Origin of the sequence: Pseudovibrio ascidiaceicola (assembly GCF_900114245.1) — a bacterium.
Classification (GTDB): domain Bacteria; phylum Pseudomonadota; class Alphaproteobacteria; order Rhizobiales; family Stappiaceae; genus Pseudovibrio; species Pseudovibrio ascidiaceicola.
Genome location: NZ_FOSK01000011.1, coordinates 1 through 21,562, shown reverse-complemented (window position 1 = coordinate 21,562; position 21,562 = coordinate 1). Strand labels below are relative to the sequence as shown.

Sequence of the window (21,562 nt, the reverse complement as noted above, 5' to 3'; positions counted from 1 at the left end):
TCAGGGATAAGCCCGAGTTCGTCTCCAAAGAGTACCATAGCCGCAGGCAGACTAGCGCATTTGCCTGCTCTACATACCTAAGGAATATAACGGTTACGCAGCGGAATGAGCACCTTCTTCCGATCCTATGGTTTTCAGAGGTATAATTCTCCGCCGCATTTCCGCCACAAATAGTGACAGATTACTGATCTTTGGGCCGGTGGATCAGGCGGGTCGCAATGGTTTTGCTGTGTGGTTGCTCACTGCTCATGGTCTGGGTCATGGCCTGCAGTGCTGCTTCTGCCCACTCCGGTTCCTGCTGTTTGATTGACCAGATCTCATTAGGCAGGAAGGACAGCATCTTATCGTCATCGAAGGTGGCAAGGCGTAGCTGAGCTGGGATGTGTCCGAGCTTCTCACGCAGGACTGCCAAGGCGCCCTCCAGAACCGGTAGCGAAGATGCCATCAGGTTTTGCGGGGCAGTGCCGAGTTTATTCCAAAGGGTCTGCATCATCTGCTCCCCATCCTGCGTGCGGTTACGGGCGGACTGGAGGGTCCAGTCTTCACCTGCGTTTTCCGGCATGACATCCAGATATCCGCGTGCACGCTCGGTGATGGTGGGTTGATTGCTGCCGCCGATCAGGAAGTAGACTGGCTCACTTCCCGCAGCCTTCGCAATGGCTGTCGTCAGGTCTTTTGCACCTTCAAAGTTGCTGGAGGTGATAATGGGGGCATCGGTGTTGCCGTAGTCACGATCCAAAAACACCATAGGTTTGGTGATGGTTTTGCCCAAGTGCTGCTGACTGCCAGAGGTGGATGAGACCACAAACAGGCCGTCTACATTGCGCTGAACAAGGCCGTTTGCCAGCTCCTTCTCCGTCTCCTCATCTGAGTTGGAGCAACTGATGATGAGCTGATAGCCGGTTTCGCGGCATCTGTGTTCCAATTCTTCAGAGAGTTTGGCAAAGAACGGGTTGGCAAGGCGCGGGATGATCAGGCCAAACGTGTTGGTGCGTTTGAGCTTGAGGCTGCGAGCGGTCAGGTCGAATTTGACGCCATGCTCTTCCACATACTCACGAATGCGGGCCTGGGTGGCTTTGCTGATGCGGTACTTTTCTGCCTTGCCGCCCAGCACCAGTCGCACTGTGGTAATGGAGACGCCGAGCGCCTTTGCAATTTCATCCGGCTTTTTGGCCATTGCGTCGTTTCTCGCCCTGATTTTTCAGAGCCCCTCCTCGCTTGCCTGCGGTGGCGGAGTACGCTCTAACCCATTGCTCTGGCGTGTATCCTTTTGCGAAATGCATTCAGCATTTTGGGAGACACGCTTAACTGTTGAGTGGTAGTCAGCCTTCCTCAAATTGCCAAGCAGAATATGGCAGGTGCGGGCTGGTGTCCGTGGATATCCCGCAGCTTAGCGTGAGTTTGAGCACCACGTGATGCTCAACCTCTCTCATCCCCGCTTTAGAGCATGTCTTTCGCAGAGCCTGCGATCTTGACATTTATGCCCTGTGTCAGTGCCTGAGCCACGAACGCTTGAAGCACATCGCGCAGCTTGTCTTCTGGCACATAGGCGACTGTGATGTGGTTGGACTGGTGCCCAGCCATAAGGTCGTCACGACCAACACCATCGAGCGTGCAGTTCATCAGTGGCCACTCGTAAGTGGTTGCTTTACGGCGACGCTCAAACTCGTCTTCCGGCAGTTCAACAGCGTGACCTGTGCCGATGTGCATGATGACCTGCGTACCCTCATAATGCGCACGTGCCCAGAGGAACGCTCCTGCCTTACACTGGCCTGCGATGCTGGACCCGCCTTTCGGGAAGTACATGGCAGGCTGGCGATAGCCTGTTGCACCTGCAAGGCCACCTTTGAGATGCTCAAACGGCACAGAGCCGGAGATTTCGAAGTCCCAATAGAAGGTGCCTTCATACTCGCTGCCCCAACGCACGTCATGCAGTGTGGTTTCAGCAGGCAGGCCCATGGCATCGAGCAGGCGCCACATCATGGTCTGAGGAATTGCGGTGCCCATGTCCACTTCGTTGATGCATGGGATTGGTTTGCCTTCCCAAATGATGGTGCCGTCTTCGTCCGGGATCGGGAAGCGCTCTGTGGAACCGATGGCTCCCTCAGCAAAGTCTGAAGCTGCGCAGCTGTCTTTCAGGCCCTGCTGGTACTGCACGCCAACCGCAGAGAGGCCGAAGCGGGTGGTGAAGCGGGCCATGGCAATCATCATGGCGCACTGTTCCAGCACCTGCGCACGGGTCAGCTCAGTGGCATCATCACTGCCGAACCTGAAGGTCATGCCCCGGTCCTCGTAGAACTTCAGGCATTCTTCGCGCAGTGACTGAGGCACTTTCTCCATTTCTACCAGAAGGGCTGACTGGGAGAGGCTTTCCAGCGGCATGCCGATATCTGTCAGGGCTTTGACCGGGAAATAGCCGTTCATCATGCCCATGCAGAAGGTATCAAACAGGCCAAGAATGGCTTTGTTCTTTAGGATGTACTCGCCTACCTGTTGCCCTGCCTGACCGGCAGGGGTTTGCAGGACCGCATGGTTTGCGGAGACATCTTGCAGGTAGGAGGTATCATGATTGAGCTTGCCATCCTTCAGCCATGTGGCGAGGCTTGAGTTGAAGAACTCATCCTCAAACGACTGGGACCAGAGGCGGGAGTAATCAACGCCAAGGCTGGTGAGAGAACCGGCCATGCAGAGCATGCCGACGAGCCCCGGCCATGTGCCATCAAAATTGGCAAGCAGCAGGATTGGCCCTTTGTGTTTTGCAAGCGATGGCGCGATGTGGTGTGAGTACTGCCATGCAGTGAGCAACACGATGAGCGGGGCTTCCGGATCAATCCGCGCAAAGAGTTCTGAGCCTTCTTTTTGCGAAGAGATGAAGCCGTGGCCGCGCGCTGCATCATACTCATGGGCACGCTTCATCTTGAAACCTTGTGCAGTCAGCGCAGTTTCCAATCGCTGCGCGTAATCCTCAAAGGTTGGCCAACAAGCGACATTGGCGCTTTCGCGAAGGTCGGCATTGGTGACGACAAGGATTTCTTTGTCCGCTACACAGATAGGCGCTGGGGCCTGTGGCAGGTTGAGCACGTGGTGTCCTCCTGAACTTGTTTTGATATTTAAATGGCTTTTTCCATGAGCGCCTTGTGGTGCTGATGGTTGTCGTAAAGATTGAGGTAGACCTGATATTTGGCGGCGTGGAACTCAGTGGTGTTGCGCACCGGCTTGATGAGACCACCAACACGCACCAGCTTTGCGCTGGCTGATGGAATGTCCTTGAAGTCTCCGCAGGCCACGGCCCCCAGAATGGCAGCGCCCAGCGTGACGGCATCTTCTTCTTGCGCCAGCTGAATTTCACGGCCTGTAATGTTGGCATATTCTCTGAGCCATATCGGATTTTTGGTAGCGCCACCGCACATGAACAGCTTGGTGATGCTGTGACCGGCCTTCGTCATTTCTTCGATGATATGGCGCGTGCCATAGGCGATGGCTTGCAGCGTTGCCAGATAAAGGCGGGCCAGTGCATCGCGGCCGGTTTCCAACGTCATGCCGGAGACAACGCCTCTGGCATGCGGGTTAGCGCGCGGCGAGCGGTTGCCGTGATGGTCTGAGAGGACATGGAGGTCACGGGTCGGGTTCGCCTCCCGCGCCTCCAGATCCAGCACCCAATTGTTGAGGAGTACAATCTCATGCATGCCCTGTTTGGCAGCTTCGGCTTTGAGCTCGTCGTAGGCATCAGACTGTTGAAGCGTCCATTCTACCAGAGAGCCTGCTGCACTCTGGCCACCCTCACCCAACCAGTACCCCGGCAGCATGGCGCCCCAGTACGGCCCCCAGACGCCCGGCACCATGACTGGTTTTTCGTTGACGATCATGTGGCAGTTGGAGGTGCCGCTGATGATGGCAAGACCGCCGTCCGGCTCTGCGCCGATGAGCGCCAAACCGCCTGCGTGTGCATCAATGATGCCAGCTGCAACCGATGTTCCTGTATTGAGGCCGAGATCCTTTGCAGCTTTTTCTGACAGGCCGCCAGCGGAAGCGCCCAGATCAAGTATTCTCTCCGGTACTTTTTCCGGTAGATCATGCAGGCCAACGGCTTGCAGCATATCCCCTGCAAAGCGGCCCTCATGTGCCAGATAGTTCCACTTGCAGGTCAGCGTGCATGTGCTGGCGACATCAGCACCTGTTGCCCGCCAGACCAGATAGTCGGCCAGATCAAAAAACCGGACTGTGTTGGCGTAACGATCTGGATAATGGTTCTTGAGCCAGAGGATTTTTGGCAGTTCCATCTCAATGGAAACTTCACCACCTACATACTTGAGCGCATCATCACCTGTGGCGTTGATCTGTGCGGTCTCTTCTGCTGCGCGATGGTCCATCCACATGATGATGTCCTGATCCGCCTCGCCATTTTCAGCGAGGGAAACAGGTTTACCGCCCTGTGCGACAGCCACAAGTGAGCAGGTGGCATCTACGCCCAGAGAGCGGATCTCATCTGCCGACACGTTTGCCTTGGCCATCGCCTCTTTCATGGCTGCACAAATCTGCTGCCAGATGTCTGCGGAAGATTGCTCTACGAAATTGGTACGTCCATGAAACTGCTTGATGGGCTTGGCCGCAAAAGCCAGCCGCTCCCCATTTTCATTGAACAGTCCTACACGTGCGCTTGCAGAACCGACATCAATGCCAGCGTAACATGTCTGTTTCATACGCGGCCTCCCCTTTCGACTCGCGATTGTTCTTCTACCTTGCTAAGTACACCTGCTAACTCGTGTTAGCAAGAGCAAAGCAAACGACATTTATGCAAAAATTCTCATAATGCAGCATCTCTTAACGTCAGGAACATCAAGCCACTTCGGGCTTTTGCTCCGCGTCTTCGTCTTCCGATACCGGAGGTTCCTTTTGAGGAACACGCGATAGATGCAGACAGCAAAGCAGGAGGGAGGACAGTTCCGCCAGCCATTGATTTTCAGGATTTATGTGGTTGAGGGAAGTTATTTCGGCTCTTGCGAGCGGTTTTGTGCATCACTCAGCAAACGGGCGAAAAAGCCGTAACCGATGCCAAACGCCAGTGCGCGGATCACCAGATCAATGATGAAGAACAAACCCATTTCATCCCCTGCGAATGATGGGAAAGGGCTGATTGAACCAGCATGCTCACTGCCCGACAGCAGATAGCTGCGCACCATCATGGAAATGGGAATGCTGATTGAGAGGGAACCGACAAACAGGCCCCAGTACACAGAGCCGGTTGGTGCTTTATGTTCGTTGCGCACAAAGATCAGGCTGACCAAAACCACAGGCAAACCCAGCTCGATGAACAGATTGCCTGCTTCCTTGATGCCATACTGAAACACCAACACAGTCACAGCCACCTGCACCAGTGTGTAGATCACAATGAATGAGCTGAGATAGAACCAGAGAGAGCGGTGCAGTTGTGTCATGAAATGTGCCAGTTATGGGGTGGTCAGCATGCTCTCTTGACCATGAGCGGTGCTCGTTTGCAATGCTCTATGCATCTCATATTGCTGCAGTGTTTTTGTTGCCCCCAGTTTTGACAGGGCCTGCATGATAGTCTCATCACCTTCGTCCAGGTTAATGAAGGTGAGCGCCTCCTTGTTCATATTGGCAAATGCAGCTGTGAGTAGTGCGGTGGCATAGCCCTGACGGCGCTTATCCGGAGCCACAGCGATTTGCATGACTGCGCCTGTCTTGCGGGTGAATGCGATGTAACCTGCAAGCTGGCCATTCTGCTCAATCTTGTAGGCGGTAACACCGTCTGTGAGCGCCCGGATTGCAAATGCAGTGTTCTGCCAGCTGGGTGCGCGCTCCCACAGCCCAGCGGCTTTCGGTTCGATCTCGGCCCAATCTGCAGGGACCGGCATACGCTCAGAATTCCGATCAGCAAAAGCAGCTTTGTGCAGACTGAAGCACTGGAAGTTGCGCTTTGTTTGGAAACCGAGCTTTTCGTAGGCCTTTACGGCTGCCGTGTTGCTGGTGATCACCTCCAGCTGTATGTGATGATAGCCCTGCTGAGCAGCGTATTCTTCAACTTTGGCAAAGAGCTTGCTCGCAATGCCCTTGCCTCGCGCCTTTGGCGCTGTACCGGTGGAGACTGCGTAAATGGTACCAGGATAGGCGTCTTGCTTGCCGATGAACCAGAAGCCAACGAGCTGCTCATTGTCGGTGGCCACCCAGGACAACTCCGCGTCAAAGCCTCGAGCCCTGATCATCCGCTCAAAATCAGCAAGTGGCATATCCATCTGGATAACATAATCGGAGAACGCCAGAACCATAACCTGATGAAGCTGGCTTAACGAAAACTCTGACGCCCGACGAAATAAAATCACACCCAACCCTCTCGCACATTGAATCACCCTGGATGATACCCTAGCCTATGAATACCCCAAACGCGCACCATCGCTCAATGTGTTGGTTGAAGAGGAGCGGAGAACGACTTCCAGCTTTCCACGACGGGTTTCCGTGATCGGTTTGATCATTTCGTGAAAAGGTGTTCTCAAGCAGGGGAGTAGACATAAAGCTGTCGCGTTTTTGGGGGAGTTGTGCTCTTATCTCTTCTGGTGTTTTTCGGGTTAAGTATTTTCGGGGATGCTTGCCCAGCTTCCGGGTCGTTGCCATGCGTCAGTTTCTGCTTCCTATCGCCTCTTTGCTTTTGGGCTCTGCCTTCCTATTTTTTGCCGGTGGTGTTACCGGTATGCACTTGCCGCTTCGAGGCACGTTTGAGGGCTTTTCTTCGCTTTCTCTCGGTCTGCTGGGTACGGGCTGGGCGATTGGGTATGTGACCGGGTGCCTGAGCGTGCCGAAGATTGTGCAGCGGGCTGGGCATATTCGGGCCTTTGGTGTGATGGCATCTCTGGCGTGCTTGTCAGTTCTGGCCTCTTCCCTGATGGTTGATCCCATTGCGTGGATTGCTTTCCGCTCTGTGGCAGGGTTTGCTTTTGCGGGTGCGGCTATGATCGTGGAAAGCTGGTTGACGGAGCGCTCTGACCCAAGCAACCGCGGAGTCGTTTTTGGTACCTATACCATGGTGAACCTTGCTGCGACCACGGGTGGTCAGGTTGTTCTTTCCATGGGCCCGATTGATGGTTTTGAGTTCTTTGTGATTGCCTCCATGTTTTACGTGGTGGCGCTTATCCCGACTGCTGTCACGCGCACCCCTGCTCCGGCTCCCCTTGCGCAGGTCAAACTGGATATAAGGCGGTTGTGGCGTAACTCTCCCGTTGCTGTAGTTGCTGTTGTTCTGACCGGCGTTTCCAACGGCAGTTTTGGTACGTTGGCGGCTGTGTATGGCGGACAAGTGGGCCTACCGATTGCCAGCATTACACTGTTTGTGAGTTCATCCATTCTGGCTGGCGCCTTTGCTCAGGTGCCAATTGGCATGATCTCAGACCGCACAGATCGTCGTTATGTTGTGATTGCGATTGCGGTGGTTGCTTTGGCGGCAGACTCCATGTTCCTGTTTGCAGACACCAGCAGCGCCAACATTGCCATTGCCTCGGCGGTGATTTTTGGCGCAGCGATTTACACGTTTTACCCAGTGTTGGTTGCGCACGCGAATGACCATGCGGATGCAGGGGATGCCATGCAGACCAGCGGTGGTTTGTTGCTGATGCTTGGTGTGGGGTCCATGATCGGGCCATTTTTGGGCGGCGTGTTGATGAGCGTTTTCGGTTCCATCGGCCTGTTCATGTCCACGTTCGGGGCACATGCGCTTATTCTTGCCTTTACCCTTTGGCGCCTCACACAGCGTTCTGCAGTCGCCGAGAGCGAGAAGAGTGTGTTTGTGCCTTCTGCACCAACGCGCACGGCCACACCGCAAACGATTATTCTGGCTGATGAAGAAGTTGCCAAGGAGATGGAAGTGGACGAGCTGTCAGAGCAACCTTCGTCATAAAGCAGTTCGTATTTAGGTTGAAACATCTGAACTGCTTTAGCCTTTATTTTTGCGTATCTTTATCCGAAAACCGGTTCCCACTTTTCGGCGATACGCTGTAAGTGGTTATGCGCAAGCATTTGTAAGATGTCTGCGTTATCGAATAAATATGAGGTAAAAACTCTTATTTAAACTTGACTATAATTATCAGGTATACAATAGCTCACTCTACAACCTTTGCTATTGCCCGTCCTTATGAGAAGTCAAGCCGATGAAAACCAACCTTTTCGCAGCCGCCTTCGCTGGCGCCCTTTCAACTCTTGTTGCCTTTGGAGCGTCCGCGCGCGATGTAAAACACGAGTTGGGAACGACCACTGTTCCTGATCAACCTCAGCGTATTGTTGTGCTGGAGTATAGCTTTGTTGATGCTCTGGCTGCGGTTGGTGTTGCGCCTGTTGGTGTGGCGGATGATAAAAAGCGAGAACGCATCATCAGCGCCTATACGGATAAGATTGGGCAGGACTGGGTTTCTGTCGGCACGCGCAAGACGCCAAGCCTTGAAGTGATTGCGTCCTTAGGTCCAGACCTGATTATCGCTGACAAGACCCGCCATACAGCCGCTTATGACACGCTCTCTGAAATTGCACCGACAGTCGTTTTTGACAGCCTAGGCGGTGATTACCCTTCCGCGATTGCACAGCTGGAAGCGATTGGCGCTGCCGTTGGCAAAGCGGATGAAATGAAATCGCGTGTTGAGGCGCACAAAGCCAAAATGACTGAGATCAGCGCTCAGTTTGAAAAGGCTGGCGATTATAAGATTCAGTTTGGTGTGACCAATGCAAAGGGGCTATGGCTGCACTCACCTGTTTCCTACAATGGTTCGTTGTTGAAAGGCTTTGGGTTTGCCAGCGGCATGAAGCCAACCAACGGTGCGGTTTACGAATCCAATTATGTGAAGACTTCTCTTGAGCAGCTTTCTGCAGTAAACCCTGACATTCTCATTTTGGGCCGCTATGCAAACCCATCCTTTGCTGACGGCTGGAAGGGTGAAGCGCTTTACGAGAACATCAGTGCTGTGAAAAATGACCGCGTGTTTTATGTGGAGGCGCATGTGTGGTCTCGTCTGCGCGGTATGGTGGCTGCAGAGATGACGGCTAACGACCTGCAGGGCATCATGACGCAAGTGCAGAACTAAGCGACACATGCCAACCTATGCCATGTACTGGAGCCTTATGGGGATGGCGCTGCTCGGTGGAGCAGCGCTGTCCCTTGCCACAGGTGGCCGACAAGATATCGGGTTTCTTGAAGTCCTGAATGCAGTCTTTGCTCAGCTTGATGAGCAGAGCCTTTCCATTGTGCGAGATATCCGTGCTCCGCGCACTCTCATTGCTGCATTGATTGGCGCAAACCTCGGCCTTGCCGGGCTTTTGCTGCAAGCAACAACGCGCAATCCGCTCTCCTCTCCGTCTATTCTTGGCATCAATCAAGGGGCTGCTCTGGGCATTGCCATCGGGTTGGTGTTCCCCTCGCTCGTCCTTTTCAATATCGACACCATGGCCGTGCTGGGTGCTGCCTTTGCCGGTGGCCTGACCCTGACGCTTGCGGGTGGCCTGAAAGGCACATTGAGCGCACTTCGGTTGATCCTTTCTGGTGTGGCAGTCAGCGCTTTTGCGTTTGCATTGGTGCGGTTCACTTTTACGCTGGATGATGAACTGGCTCTCTCCGTGATCCAGTGGACCACCGGCGACATTGCAGACGTTCGCTGGAAGCAGGCGACGCCTCTTTTGGCCTGGTGTTTGGCAGGCGGCCTCCTGACGTTCTTCATGTCACATAAGCTTAACTTGATGGCGCTTGGAGAAGCCGCCTCAAAGGGGCTTGGGTCTGATCCGCGCTTTACGTTGCTTTTCGGCATTTTGCTCGCAGCGGTCCTGACCGGCGTTTCCGTTTCCGTTGCCGGGCCTGTCATGTTTGTTGGCCTGATTATACCGCATGTGTGCCGCGCTGCCTTTGGCACAGATCATCGTGTGCTGGTGCCTGCGGTTATGCTGTGTGGGGCCACCTTGATGCTTGTTGCTGATGGCGCTTCCAAGCTGATCAACTTTCCGGAGGAAACTGCGGTGGGTGTGGTCTCTGCTCTGATTGGCGCGCCCTACTTTTTGTACCTGACCATCACCGCCAAGGAGATTGACTGATGAGCGTGGTCTCTGAGGCCTCCGGCGCACAGTGGCGTGCGGATTTCAAAAGTCATCGAAGCACGAAGGCCTTTCGCATTCAGATGCTGCTGTTGTTTTCCTGTGTTGCTGTCAGCTTGCTCAGCCTGGGCGTGGGCGCAGTCAACATTCCGCTGGATGTGATCCTGAACAGCCTGTTTAATTTAGATGGCCAAAAGCAGACCTACATCATCTGGAAATCTCGGCTTCCCCGTGTGTTGATTGCCTTACTGGCTGGCGCCAGCCTTGCTGTTTCCGGTGTTATTGTACAGGCCATCATTCGCAACCCACTGGCCAGCCCCAAGATTATGGGCATCAACTCAGGCGCCGCACTGGCTGCCTTGGGCACAGTGATGTTTCTGCCCAATGTGCCCGTGACTTATCTTCCTGTTGCAGCAGCTCTTGGCGGCATTGTTGCTGCGGTGGTGGTGCTGTTTGCAGCGCATCTGCGCCAAGTCTCCCCTGCCCGTCTGGCTCTGGTTGGTATTGCCGTTGGTATGGTGTGCGATGCAGGCGTTGATTATCTGCTGGTGACAGCAGCAACGCTGGAAATCTCCAATCCGCTCGTCTGGCTCACCGGCTCTCTATGGGCTCGCACGTGGGTGCATGTGCAGTCGATCTGGTTGCCACTGATCGGTCTTTTGGGTCTGACTATGGTGCTTTCCTATCAGCTGGACCTGCAGCAACTGGGAGACCAGACCGCACGCGGGCTTGGCCAAAGCACAAATAAGATGCGCCTTTTGTTGTTGGGCGTTGCAACCCTGCTTGCCAGCATCTCTGTTGGGGTTGTCGGCGTAATCGGCTTTATCGGTTTGATGTCACCGCATATCAGCCGCTCTCTTGTTGGAGGCCGACATCGTCTCCTGCTGCCAACAGCTGCTCTGGTGGGCGCACTTCTGGTTGTTCTGGCTGATGCGGTTGGACGGGCTATTGCGCCGCCGCTTGAGGTCTCCGCAGGTATTTTGAGTGCAATGCTGGGCGCTCCTTACTTCATCTGGATCATGAGCCGCTCACAAAAAGGACAAAGCACATGAGCATCGTTCTTGCAAACGTCATTTCCGGTTACGAAGAATTCATGCTCAAGAGCATCAATCTCACCATTCAAAAAGGCAGTTATGCCGCTTTGATCGGCCCGAACGGTTGCGGAAAATCCACACTGCTGAAAACCATTGGTCAGATCACCAAATTAAAGAGCGGCAGCATCACCGTTGATGATCAAGAGATCCACCGTTTGCCTGCCAAGACCGTTGCAAGGCAGATTGCGTTTTTGCCGCAAAGTCCGGTAGTTCCGACTGGCATCAGCGTTGAGCAACTTGTCGGCTATGGCCGGGCCCCGCATCAATCTCTCCTTGGCATTCGTAGCAGACGGGATGTTGAGATTGTTGAGGAGGCCTTGTGCACCTCGGGTCTCTACACTTTCAAAGACCGGGCTTTGAAAGACCTTTCCGGCGGCCAACGCCAGCGAGCCTTCATCGCCATGTGCCTGGCTCAGGACACGCCCTACATCATGTTGGACGAACCAACCAGCTATCTGGATATCCGCTATCAGTACGAGACACTGGATCTCCTCCAACAGCTCAACAGCCAAGGCCGCACCGTGGTCGTCGTCCTCCACGACATCGCCCAAGCCTCCCGCTACGCAGACCACCTCGTCGTCATGCGCGATGGAGCTATCTTTGCCGAGGGCACCCCACACGAGGTGGTTAGCCCGTCTCTGGTGAGTTCAGTCTACGAGATTAACACCAGCGTTTATGCAGATCCGGTTTCCCAGACACCCGTGGTGACGCCTGTTTGAAGCGGGAAAGCTAAGCACTAAAGCAGTTCGCATTTAAGTTGAAGCATCTGAACTGCTTTAGCTTTTGTTTTTGCGTATCTTTATCCGAAGATCGGTCCCCACTTTTCAGCGATACGCTGTAATTTGCTCTCCCAATCGAAAAACCTCCCTGCTTCTCATTCTGGGGATGAAGGAAACAAGGAGGCTGGGTGGGTACTGAGGTGGTTGGGGTTAGGCTGTTTCTGGTAGTTGGTCTTTTACGAGTTCGGTCCAGAAGCGGATGCCGGTCATGAGGATGTTGTCGTTGAAGTCGTAGAAGGGTTTGTGGAGGGCTGTGCCGCCTTTTTCGCCTACTTTTCCGTTGCCGACGAGGATGTAGCAGCTTGGGACTTTCCGTTGCATGTAGGAAAAGTCCTCTGAGATTGTGAAGGGTGGCGCCTCGCCGTCTACGTTTTCTTCTCCAGCAATTGCTTTGGCAACGCGAACTGCAACAGCTGTTTCTTTGGGCGTGTTGATCGTGGAGAGGAATGTATTGTTGAACTTGTATTTGTACTCCACCCCGGCAGAAAGACACTGACCGGCTGCTACTCTCTCGATGGCAGCTTCAATCTTTGCCAGTGCCTCATCAGTAAAGCAGCGGGTGTCGCCTTTGATGGTTGCGGATGAGGGAATAACGTTGGTTGTGCCATTGGTGGTGAACTCCGTTACAGAGATCACAGCTGGCTCGTGGATCGAACTCAGGTTGCGGCTGGTGACGGTTTGCAGAGCCAAAATGATTTGAGCGCCAACCACGATTGGGTCAGTCCCCATATGTGGCATTGCGGCATGGCCGCCTGTCGCGATGATCTCAATTTCAAAGCCGCTTTCCGATGCCATGATCGAACCCGGATTGGTTACGAAGTGCCCTTCTGGGACGCCCGGCAGGTTATGCATGGCATAAATGGCATCCATCTTAAATCGGTCAAACAGACCATCTTCGATCATTGCCTTTGCACCGACACCGTGCTCTTCACCCGGCTGAAAGATGAAATAGACCGTGCCGTCGAAGTTCTTGTGTTTGGCAAGTTCATGAGCTGCGCCCAACAGCATGGTCGTATGTCCATCATGACCACAGGCATGCATCATCCCATCCGTTTGGGATTTATAGGCGAAGTCATTTTCCTCGATGATTTTAAGGGCGTCCATGTCTGCACGCAGGCCGATGGTGCGACTGCTGTCTCCGCACTTCAACACCCCAACAAGACCGGTGCGGCCGATACTCCGGTGAACTTCAATGCCAAACTCTTCCAGTTTTCGGGCGATGAAATCGGAAGTTTTCACTTCTTCAAACCCAAACTCCGGTGTTTGATGCAAGTGATGACGCCAAGCGACAACCTGTTCTTCGATATTGCTCATTGAAGTTCCCTTACCTCCTTGAAGAAACTTTAAAAGAGGCAGCCCTAGATTGGCTGCCTCTCTGTTGTTTTTTATTCTGCAGCTTCTTTGATAGCTGGTGTTTTCTCACTTGCTTGCTTTTCATCCGCAAATTCTGCGCGGAACATTTTGAAAGTACTGATCATTGCCACGAAGAGCACAAACATCAATGGCAGAGCGAAAATCAAGCTGATGGACTGCAACAGATCGATACCGGATTTTGTTGCCAGCATCAGTGTCAAAGCCATAGCGCCCTGTGCAATGGTCCACATAACCTTTTGCTTATTGCTTGGGTTTAGGGAGCCATCTTCACTCATGGAGCTGAGTGTAAAGGTTGAGCTGTTCATGGATGTGATGAAGCAGGTGAACAGAGCGATTACAACACCAATGGAAATGACAGTTCCGAGCGGGAAGTCTTCCAGCACGATGAAGGTTGCTGCTTTAGAAGAGGCAGCTGCAGCTTCAAGTGCTTCTGGAGATGCTTCAAGGCCGATTGTGCCGAAGAAAGCAACCCAGAGGAAAATACCAAGACAAGGCAGGATCATGGATCCAAGGATGAACTCACGAACTGTGCGGCCTTTAGAGACACGCGCGATGAACGGACCAACAAACGGTGCCCAGGCGATTGCCCATGCATAGTAGTAAATTGGCCAGCCACCGATCCAGGAGGTCTCTTTATCTGCAGCAAAAGTTGGCAACATCAACGCATCTGTGAAGAAGTCGTTCATGTAGTTACCCATTGTATCAAAGTAAACATTGATCATCTGGGTGGTTGGGCCAAGCGCGCCGACGAGTATAATCAAACCAACAAGAAGGTAAGCGTTATAATCGGAAAGGATTTTGATGCCTTTTTCAAGGCCTGTGGTGGTGCACAGAATGGTGATGACTGTGATAGCGCCCACAAGAATGATTTTTGTCAGAGGGCCATCCGGTGTTCCGATCAGGTAAGAAGAGCTGATGGACAGAGACAGGCCTGTTTGACCAAGAGAGGTAGAGATACCTGCAATGGCGCCAAACACACAGACCAAGTTGATCAGCTTGCCCCAGCCGCCGTTTGCTTTATCACGGCCCCATGGGAGCAAAATGTTACTGATCAGGCCGCTTTCGCCTTTACGGTACATCAGATAACCGAGGATCAGACCAACCACGGAGAATGCAGCCCAGGCCTGAATGCCCTGGTGAATGAAGCTCTGCTTCATTGCAAACTCAGCTGCTGCAGGTGTCTGTGCAGCGATGCCGGTTGTCTCTAACGGGTTCATGTAGTGGTAAACTGGCTCTGCAACACCCCAGTAGAGCATTACGGTACCCATACCAGCGGAGAACAGCATCGCAATCCATGAGAAGGTGCTGAATTCTGGTCTGGAGTCATCCGACCCAAAGCGGATGTTACCGTATTTACTGAAGGCGAAGAAGAACATCACCATGACATAGGCAAAGGAGCCCGCCATGTAGATCCAACCGAATTTATCGGTCAGATAGTTCATGGTGCTTACACCGACATTAAACAGTTGATCCGGGAACAAGATGCCTGACAAAACCACGACAACAATAAATGTCATCGTGCTGGCAAAGAGCATCTTACCTTGTTTTAGTTGTTGTACAGCTTGGTTACTCATAACTCTCCCCTGAGTTAACCGCTACAGCGCTAAGGACAAACAATGCCGAAGCAATTTATCCTGACTGCATAGGAGGGAAGCCGTCTCCCTGCCCCGAGGGGACGGCTCATGCTTGTTATTTAATGATGATCATTTCCGGTGCAGCGCGCTCGGTGAGCCACTCTGCACCGTCTTCTGTGATGACGATGTTTTCTTCATGAACCATCTGCTTACCTGGCGCGTAGTTCATGCCCGGTTCCAAAGTCAGAACCATACCTGGTACGAGCAAAGTATTGTCGGATGCTGTGTGGGATGGACGCTCTGTCAGCTCCATGCCAAGGCCGTGGCCAATGCGGCCTACATCATTGCCAAGAGCACCGGCAGCTTCCAGGACACTCCACATTGCATTGTAGATGTCTGTAGTCGTGTTGCCCGGCTTGGCAGCTTCAAAGCCCTTGGTTGTTGCTTCCCATGTTGCGCGATAGGCAGCAAGTGTCTCTTCACTTGCAGAGCCAAACGCCCAGTTGCGGTCAAAGTCTGAGAAGTAGCCATCTCTGACTGCGCCTGTGTCAATGATGAGAACATCACCGTCATTCAATGCGCGGTCAGTTGGGCCCATGATGATGCTGTCATATCCATCAGGGCCGGACCCTGCGATAATGTAAGGACATTCATCCGCACCTGCACTCAGCATATCAATTCTGAACTGTTTGCAGATTTCCCGCTCGGTCATTCCAGTTTTTGCGTAGTTTGGAATGAGGTCGAAGGCTTGATTGGTGATACGGCAGATTTGGCGGGTTTTGTTGATTTCAGCCGCAGACTTGATCTGGCGAAGATTGTGAATTGCAAGCGCAACGTCAACAAATTCTGACTCAACTTTGTCACGCAGTTCCAGGAAGTTGTTTGTTGGCATACGCAGGTAGGATTCAATCCCGAGCGTCGCACCGACACGACCATACTTTTTAGGCAGATCATTCATGGCCTTGGCAACCAGAGAAATGCCATCGTCCTCAGGACATGGTGATGCCCAGGTACGGATATCATCGATCCATGTTGCCGCCATTCCAGTGGCACCAATCTCTGGAATAACCGCGATTGGCTTGCCTTCAAGAGGCACAATCAGAAACCATGGACGTGTTGGACTGTGCCAAAACTGAGTGAAGAAACCAGAGAAGTAACGGACATTGGGTTCTGTCGTGAAAAGGACAGCGTCCACTTTTTGCTCATGCATCACCTTTTGCAGGCGTGCTGTCCGGCTTTCAAATTCTGAAACTTCAAAGCCCCTCAAAGAAAACTCTGACATGATGTGCTCCCGTTTTATGACAGAGTGGCCGGACCCGAAATTGCAAATTTGTGAACGCAAATGGGTTCAGCCAACCTTTGAGTTACATATTTAATACAATATCATTTCAGTCAACAATATTAGACTGTAATAGGCGTTCATACATATATATTTCTAGATTTCCATCCTCTTTAGTGGATAAAATATCAGTACCACTACGCATTTCGGCTCAAAATTAACATTTACAGTTAAATGAAGTGAACTTTTCATTGCAAACACCGGGAAACGTGGTTACCAACACAAGGAACCTATTACGTACTCAGGCGAGCTTTGAGAAAACAGCTATGATCAACCTCAATGACTTCACAAATGTAGAATGTCTCTTTGAAGATGATGATGATCGTCTTGCAAACTACTTTCGCATTGCAGAAACAGTCGCGGATTTGATCGGGCCACACTGTGAGGTTGTAGTGCATTCTCTCAAAAACCTGGAAACATCTGTTGCCAAGATCGTCAACGGACACATGACGGGTCGGACGATTGGGTCTCCCATAACAGACCTCGGTTTGAAGATGCTGCGGGTTTATCAGGAGACAGGCAACCTGACACCGAAAGCCTACTTCACGCATAATGCTGAGGGGCAGCTGCTTAAATCAGCAACGACGATTATCCTTGGCGCTTCTGGCAAACCGATTGGTTTGTTCTGCCTGAACATCAATCTATCCCTGCCCTTTTCAGAGATCATCAGCACGTTCACTCCAGATGCTGCTGAGGTTGCAGAGAAAACAACACCAGAACGCTTCAGCACCAACTCAACTGAGGTCATTTTGGGTGCTTTGGAACAGGCGATCAGAGATGTGGAGGCAGACCCATCGGTGACACAAAAAGCCAGCAACAAGGCTGTCACCAAACTGCTTCTTGAACGCGACATTTTCGAGTTCAAAGAAGCAACCGTGCTTGTGGCGGAAAAACTCGGGATCACGCGACATGCCATCTACAAGTACATCCGAGAATCAAAAACTCAGATCACTAGCAAAGAGTAAGTAAAATGAAAAAGTTAGTTGCTACAGAAAACGCTCCAGCTGCAATCGGACCGTATTCTCAGGGAACTGTTTTAGAGAACCTCGTTTTCACCTCTGGTCAATTGCCGCTTGATCCAAAAACAATGGCATTCCCTGAAGGTGGCATCACCGAGCAGGCCAGAATGTCACTGGCCAACTTGAAGGCTGTGCTGGAAGAGGCTGGTGCTGGTATCGACAGCGTGGTGAAGACCACATGCTTCCTCGCTAAAATGGAAGATTTTGCAGCATTTAACGAAGTCTACACGGAAGTCTTTGGCACTGAAGGTGCTCCTGCACGTTCTTGCATTCAGGCAGGCCGCCTGCCGAAAGACGCGCTGGTTGAAGTCGAAGCAATCGCGTACGTCAAATAGGCTACACGACACAATTATTGCTGCGCTCTTAGATTGAGTTCCCCCACTCTCTTCGAGCGCAGCTCTCCTCCCCCTGCCCAAGCTGTTGAAGAGATCAAGATGCTTAAGATACGCAGCAATCGTTTCCGCACAGGTGAAACCAGCCCACTGTTCACCACCCAGGTTGCAGAGAAAACACGTGAGTTTCATAGTCAGATTCGAGGCTATGAGCCAACTCCGCTCACCAGTCTTCCTGCCTTAGCTAAGGAACTGGGTGTGAAGGCGATTTTCGTGAAGGATGAGTCTCATCGCTTCGGACTAAATGCCTTTAAGGTCCTGGGTGGCTCCTATGCCCTTGGCCGCTTGCTTGCGAAGAAGCTTGATCTCGATATTTCTGAGATCGACCTGCAGACTGTCTCGCAAAAGTTTGAGCGACCGATGGTCTTTACAACAGCAACTGCCGGCAACCATGGGACCGGTGTCGCATGGGCTGCGCGCGCTATGGGACAGAAGGCTGTTGTTTACATGCCCAAAGGTTCACCTCAGTCAGCTGTCAAGCGCATCCGGGGTTTGGGTGCAGACTGCATTGTGACTGATGTGAACTACGATGACACCGTTCGACTAGCGAATAAAACAGCGGAAGAGAACGGCTGGGAGCTTGTTCAGGACACTGCCTGGGATGGCTACGAAGAGATACCAACCTGGATCTCCCAGGGTTACATGACGATGGCTGGAGAAGCAGCGGACCAACTCGCCAAGCTGGATGATGCTCACCCAACTCACGTTATGCTTCAGGCAGGTGTCGGAGCTATGGCAGGCGGTGTTCTGGGCTATCTTGCTGATGCGTACGGACCTGAGAACTTCACGTCTGTGATCAGCGAGCCGCGCGCTGCAGATTGCCTTTATCAATCTGTTTCCAGCGAGAATGGTGAGATGACTGCGGTTGAGGGTGACCTGACTTCCATTATGGCTGGTCTGGCCTGCGGCGAACCAAATCCGATCACATGGCCAATCCTGAGAGATTGCGGCGATCATTTCATCTCGGCAGAAGATAACATTGCCGCCACCGGCATGCGCATTCTTGGCAACCCACTCAAAGGGGACCCTGCGATCACAGGCGGCGAGTCCGGAGCTTTGAACATCGGCCTGCTTTACGCGATGAAGTCAAAAGCAGAGTACGCCGAACTGGCACAAAAAGCTGGTCTCAACGAAGAGAGTGTTGTGTTGATCTTCAACACCGAGGGCGACACCAATCCTGAACGTTACAGAAAAATCGTCTGGGAAGGCGCCTTGCCTCTTTAACTGACATCATTTCTCAAACAGAGTTACGGCTCTGTTTGAGGCTATTACTTCAGTGCTGCCAGCACTAGGATTATGCTTGTGCAACATAGGTCGCATCGCAAGTTTTTCTGATTGCTATCGAGTATCACACTCACGCCGCCCGGCTCCACAATGATAATCTTACCACGCAACAGATGTGCTACTCTCAATGTGATTTCACCACCTCACATGAGAAGAGCAAAGCTTATACACTCTTTGCGATTGAACGATTTTGGGAAGATAAGTGGTGCCCGGAGGCGGATTCGAACCACCGACACGCGGATTTTCAATCCTGAACTCTTGTCTAAATTTCAATGGCTTAGATCCGTAAAAAACGTCAAACTGCTATTTAAACGTCAAATAACTGGGCGACTTTTGTCAAAGGTTTCTCGCCTGCTAAAGTGGGGGAGGAAATGATGAGTGGCTCAACTGGTAAGATACAGCATTGTAACAGCCTAACCATCCAATACAGCGACAAAGCTGTCTGGATTAGCAAACTGTGCCGGGATCATAACTTTTCAGCATCAGAAAAGGTCGTGGGGATCGCGCTGTGTGACTACTTCAATACAAAGACCGGAGATGCCTGGCCAAGCATCTCTCGCCTTGAGCAGGATGCAGGCACCAGCAGGCGAACAGTAATCCGGGCTTTGAAGAAGCTAGAACAAGCTGGATATTTTAAAGCTCAACGCGCACGTGGTCGTGGGCAAAGCAATCATTATGCCTTCTGTCCTATAGGGGATGAAAAACGTGACAGCAGAGCACCTATGGTCGCGCCTAACTCGCGGCCCGAACACCGTTGCAGTGACAAAAAAGACCAAAAAACGTGCAAAAATGAACAGCTAAAGGGTGACGTGAGAGCACCACGAAATAAAGATAAATATACAAATAATAATACAGGTGAACTTCAATCAGTGTCATCTAACGCAAAAGCAGCAGCAATGCAGATACTCAATCGAACATCCAAGTTTATCTCAGTATCAGACCCACTCTTTGAGGTTCTTTGTAAGACCTCAAATAGAAGGGTCTTATCCCAAAAACTCTCGGAACATGACGGCGAGACAGGCCATTGGTTCTTGAAAGAGGAAGTTGCAAAAGAAAGGCAACGATTAGAACGCAGCCAAGCAGCGCTCCATCATTGAATGCCCTTTTCAGTGTTTTGTTTACCTCAGCAGCCACATACTAAAAAGGCCTGAGAAGCTCACGCTTCCCAAGCCAGAATATTCCTTAAGAGGCAAGCCTCTCATCATTCCAACTTACTTGCTTTTAGAGATTTCCAGTGCACAGGGATCAAGCAGCTCTGAGATTTTCTCACCGCTTTCCTGCACATCATTGATGTGATTGCGCACAGTATCAAACAGCGTCAGCAACGCTTCATATTCCTGAGTGTGTTCCATACGCTCACTCATCACCACGCTCATGGAATAAACTAGATTTTTGAGGTGATTGCTTGATAAGCGAAGCTGATCCACTTCATTGCGAAGGGACGTATGGGCACATTTCTCTTTTCCAGTGTCAGTCATCAGTAAGCCCTCTCTACTGGCTTGTTGAACAAGCCGCTCAGCAGAAGGCTTTCGACAACCCACTGGCGAGCGGGAGGTTCGAAACCTGGTAGAGTCAGGCGGGTTTATTCCCCCGCAAAGGGTATTGTATTCACCGCCCTCCCGCCCATAAGCGAGAGTTTGCATTTGAAGACCTAACTCCAGACACAAAAAGACCGCCAAACAAAACGGCAGCGGTGACCGCTCTACGAGGTTTCGAAGCCTCGCTTAAACCATGCGATGGATTGTTTAAACTGTCAATGAGATGAAGGTGAAAAATCCTATAAACCCATAGGATTAGCGGGGTTAGAACATGAGAACAACAACATGAACATAAACACCAAGCCTCCGCAAACCCCACACAGGTGCAAACCCTGCCCTGCTGAACTCCCCGCAGGACGAGAAAGGGCTGGGAAGGACCCAGAGAGTTCATAAAGAAATAAAGCCACGCTCGTTTTAACTTAGACGAGCGTGGCCTTTGGTCAATTAGACAAACTGGAAGTCATCAGCATGCAGTTCTGACTTTGACACGTTGTTCAGAGTGACAGAGTTGTCATCATCTAGTGTGATCACGACACTACTTCCCTCTTCACTTGCCGCAGCAATTACGGCATCAAAGTCTGCGAAAGTGTCACTGTCAAACTGGATAATATCGCTTGAACCAGCACCAGCTTCGAAGTCGGTGATTGTATCGTTGCCAAACTCAGAGCCTGAGAAGATAAACACGTCGGAGCTTGCACCACCGGTGAGCATGTCGTCACCAGCACCACCATTCAAACTATCAGCACCACCAGTTCCGGTGATAGTTTCATTTGCAGGGCCTGTTGGTTCTATTGTAGTTCCATCATAGCCTACATAGTTGCCATCATCATCAAGAGTGAACGTGTAGACGGCGCCGCTGTCATCTACTTTACCATCGCCTTTCCCCGCAGAAACGGTGACAACACCATCAGCATTGATAGCTACTGTAAACCCGAACTCATCCCCCTCAGAGGCATCCGGCGCAGTCAGTTTGTACTCAGTGTAGCCACCTGAACCGGTTGGCACAAACACATAAGCAGCACCAGAACCTGATCCATCATCATCGTTACCGGTAGCCCCGACTACGATGACACCATCATCATTGATGGCCAC

19 protein-coding genes are annotated in these 21,562 nt (G+C 52.0%); 9 read left to right on the top strand and 10 right to left on the bottom strand.

Annotation, left to right across the window (positions count from 1 at the left end):
• Positions 1 to 181: 181 nt before the first annotated feature.
• The 5 genes from BM231_RS19245 to BM231_RS19225 form a co-directional block, all read right to left on the bottom strand.
• A complete protein-coding gene (locus tag BM231_RS19245; RefSeq protein ID WP_093521921.1) occupies positions 182 to 1,177 on the bottom strand; it encodes a LacI family DNA-binding transcriptional regulator in 996 nt (331 codons plus the stop codon).
• A 263-nt stretch (positions 1,178 to 1,440) separates the two neighbouring features.
• On the bottom strand, positions 1,441 to 3,081 hold the full coding sequence (locus BM231_RS19240; RefSeq protein ID WP_093521919.1) for a signal transduction protein: 1,641 nt from the start codon (positions 3,079 to 3,081) through the stop codon (positions 1,441 to 1,443).
• Between the two features lie 29 nt (positions 3,082 to 3,110).
• Positions 3,111 to 4,700, bottom strand: coding sequence for an FGGY-family carbohydrate kinase (locus tag BM231_RS19235; protein WP_093521917.1), 1,590 nt, complete (start codon positions 4,698 to 4,700; stop codon positions 3,111 to 3,113).
• Positions 4,701 to 4,985: 285 nt separating this feature from the next.
• Positions 4,986 to 5,435 carry an ABZJ_00895 family protein gene (locus BM231_RS19230; RefSeq protein WP_093521915.1) on the bottom strand — a complete coding sequence of 150 codons (450 nt, stop codon included), beginning with the start codon at positions 5,433 to 5,435 and terminating at the stop codon, positions 4,986 to 4,988.
• Between the two features lie 12 nt (positions 5,436 to 5,447).
• On the bottom strand, positions 5,448 to 6,341 hold the full coding sequence (locus BM231_RS19225; RefSeq protein ID WP_208860508.1) for a GNAT family N-acetyltransferase: 894 nt from the start codon (positions 6,339 to 6,341) through the stop codon (positions 5,448 to 5,450).
• 287 nt (positions 6,342 to 6,628) lie between these two features.
• On the opposite strand from BM231_RS19225, the gene BM231_RS19220 reads away from it, so the two are divergent.
• The 5 genes from BM231_RS19220 to BM231_RS19200 all read left to right on the top strand — a co-directional run bounded on the left by BM231_RS19220 (position 6,629) and on the right by BM231_RS19200 (position 11,890).
• The gene (locus BM231_RS19220; protein ID WP_063310051.1) at positions 6,629 to 7,906 is read left to right on the top strand and encodes an MFS transporter; all 1,278 of its coding nucleotides are present in this window, start codon (positions 6,629 to 6,631) and stop codon (positions 7,904 to 7,906) included.
• A gap of 250 nt (positions 7,907 to 8,156) precedes the next feature.
• A complete protein-coding gene (locus BM231_RS19215) occupies positions 8,157 to 9,080 on the top strand; it encodes an ABC transporter substrate-binding protein (protein WP_093521911.1) in 924 nt (307 codons plus the stop codon).
• 7 nt (positions 9,081 to 9,087) lie between these two features.
• Positions 9,088 to 10,077, top strand: coding sequence for a FecCD family ABC transporter permease (locus BM231_RS19210; protein WP_093521909.1), 990 nt, complete (start codon positions 9,088 to 9,090; stop codon positions 10,075 to 10,077).
• Positions 10,077 to 11,129 carry a FecCD family ABC transporter permease gene (locus BM231_RS19205; RefSeq protein ID WP_093521907.1) on the top strand — a complete coding sequence of 351 codons (1,053 nt, stop codon included), beginning with the start codon at positions 10,077 to 10,079 and terminating at the stop codon, positions 11,127 to 11,129. The genes BM231_RS19210 and BM231_RS19205 overlap by 1 nt, the downstream gene beginning before the upstream one ends.
• Positions 11,126 to 11,890, top strand: coding sequence for an ABC transporter ATP-binding protein (locus tag BM231_RS19200; protein ID WP_093521905.1), 765 nt, complete (start codon positions 11,126 to 11,128; stop codon positions 11,888 to 11,890). The genes BM231_RS19205 and BM231_RS19200 overlap by 4 nt, the downstream gene beginning before the upstream one ends.
• 210 nt (positions 11,891 to 12,100) lie before the next feature.
• Here the strand turns inward: BM231_RS19200 and BM231_RS19195 are convergent, their stop codons facing one another.
• The 3 genes from BM231_RS19195 to BM231_RS19185 form a co-directional block, all read right to left on the bottom strand.
• Positions 12,101 to 13,264: a M20 aminoacylase family protein gene (locus tag BM231_RS19195; protein WP_093521903.1), complete on the bottom strand. Its 1,164-nt coding sequence runs from the start codon at positions 13,262 to 13,264 to the stop codon at positions 12,101 to 12,103.
• Positions 13,265 to 13,335: 71 nt separating this feature from the next.
• A complete protein-coding gene (locus tag BM231_RS19190) occupies positions 13,336 to 14,898 on the bottom strand; it encodes a BCCT family transporter (protein WP_208860507.1) in 1,563 nt (520 codons plus the stop codon).
• A 115-nt stretch (positions 14,899 to 15,013) separates the two neighbouring features.
• On the bottom strand, positions 15,014 to 16,180 hold the full coding sequence (locus tag BM231_RS19185) for a M24 family metallopeptidase (RefSeq protein WP_093521901.1): 1,167 nt from the start codon (positions 16,178 to 16,180) through the stop codon (positions 15,014 to 15,016).
• A gap of 323 nt (positions 16,181 to 16,503) precedes the next feature.
• On the opposite strand from BM231_RS19185, the gene BM231_RS19180 reads away from it, so the two are divergent.
• The 4 genes from BM231_RS19180 to BM231_RS19165 all read left to right on the top strand — a co-directional run bounded on the left by BM231_RS19180 (position 16,504) and on the right by BM231_RS19165 (position 20,029).
• A complete protein-coding gene (locus BM231_RS19180; RefSeq protein WP_014283993.1) occupies positions 16,504 to 17,202 on the top strand; it encodes a helix-turn-helix transcriptional regulator in 699 nt (232 codons plus the stop codon).
• Positions 17,203 to 17,207: 5 nt separating this feature from the next.
• Positions 17,208 to 17,591, top strand: coding sequence for a RidA family protein (locus tag BM231_RS19175; protein ID WP_057464574.1), 384 nt, complete (start codon positions 17,208 to 17,210; stop codon positions 17,589 to 17,591).
• 99 nt (positions 17,592 to 17,690) lie between these two features.
• Positions 17,691 to 18,872 (top strand): diaminopropionate ammonia-lyase, encoded by a 1,182-nt coding sequence (gene dpaL / locus BM231_RS19170; RefSeq protein ID WP_093521899.1) that lies wholly within the window; start codon positions 17,691 to 17,693, stop codon positions 18,870 to 18,872.
• Between the two features lie 434 nt (positions 18,873 to 19,306).
• Positions 19,307 to 20,029 carry a helix-turn-helix domain-containing protein gene (locus tag BM231_RS19165; RefSeq protein WP_159437974.1) on the top strand — a complete coding sequence of 241 codons (723 nt, stop codon included), beginning with the start codon at positions 19,307 to 19,309 and terminating at the stop codon, positions 20,027 to 20,029.
• A gap of 114 nt (positions 20,030 to 20,143) precedes the next feature.
• Here the strand turns inward: BM231_RS19165 and BM231_RS19160 are convergent, their stop codons facing one another.
• Together BM231_RS19160 and BM231_RS19155 are read right to left on the bottom strand one after the other, a co-directional pair.
• The gene (locus tag BM231_RS19160) at positions 20,144 to 20,410 is read right to left on the bottom strand and encodes a hypothetical protein (RefSeq protein WP_014284547.1); all 267 of its coding nucleotides are present in this window, start codon (positions 20,408 to 20,410) and stop codon (positions 20,144 to 20,146) included.
• Positions 20,411 to 20,914: 504 nt separating this feature from the next.
• A partial coding sequence (locus BM231_RS19155; protein WP_483150652.1) for an FG-GAP repeat protein occupies positions 20,915 to 21,562 on the bottom strand: 648 nt, incomplete at its 5' end.